This window comes from Nocardioides sp. CPCC 206348, from assembly GCF_048654705.1.
Lineage (GTDB): Bacteria > Actinomycetota > Actinomycetes > Propionibacteriales > Nocardioidaceae > Nocardioides.
The window spans coordinates 18,952-19,551 of record NZ_JBMCZA010000218.1 but is presented as its reverse complement, the minus strand read 5'-3'; the positions used below and the strand labels follow the sequence as shown (position 1 = coordinate 19,551).

Annotated in this window: 1 protein-coding gene; it reads left to right on the top strand. The window is 69.3% G+C overall.

Going from position 1 to position 600, the window contains the following annotated elements; all coding sequences use genetic code 11:
• A partial coding sequence (locus ACOADB_RS24525; RefSeq protein ID WP_378605009.1) for a proline dehydrogenase family protein occupies positions 1–552 on the top strand: 552 nt, incomplete at its 5' end.
• Positions 553–600: the final 48 nt, after the last annotated feature.

Sequence of the window (600 nt, the reverse complement as noted above, 5' to 3'; positions counted from 1 at the left end):
GCCGTCGGCGCCACGGTCACCCTCGACATGGAGGACCACACCACCACCGAGGCGACCCTGCTGGCCGGTGTCGAGCTGCGCAAGGAGTTCGGCTGGGTGGGCAACGTGCTGCAGTCCAACCTGCTGCGCACGCCGTCCGACATCACCGCACTCGCCGGCTCCGGCGCCCGGATCCGCCTGGTCAAGGGCGCCTACCGCGAGCCCGCCACCGTCGCGCTCCCGCGCAAGGCCGACGTGGACCGCGCCTACGGCCGCGCCATCGACGCGCTGATGATCTCCGACTGCTACCCGATGATCGCCACCCACGACGAGTCGATGCTGACCCGCGCCGCCTTCCAGGCCAACATCGCCGGCCGCGACGCCGACCAGTGGGAGACCCAGATGCTGTACGGCGTCCGGACCGACCTGCAGCAGGAGACCGTGGACGCCGATCTGCAGATGCGGGTCTATCTCCCGTTCGGCACCGACTGGTATGGCTATTTCATGCGCCGTCTCGCCGAACGCCCGGCCAACGTCGCCTTCTTCATCCGCGCGCTCACCCACCGCTCCTGATCCGGGACCAAGGAGAACACCATGGACGCCATCACGACCCCACCGGCT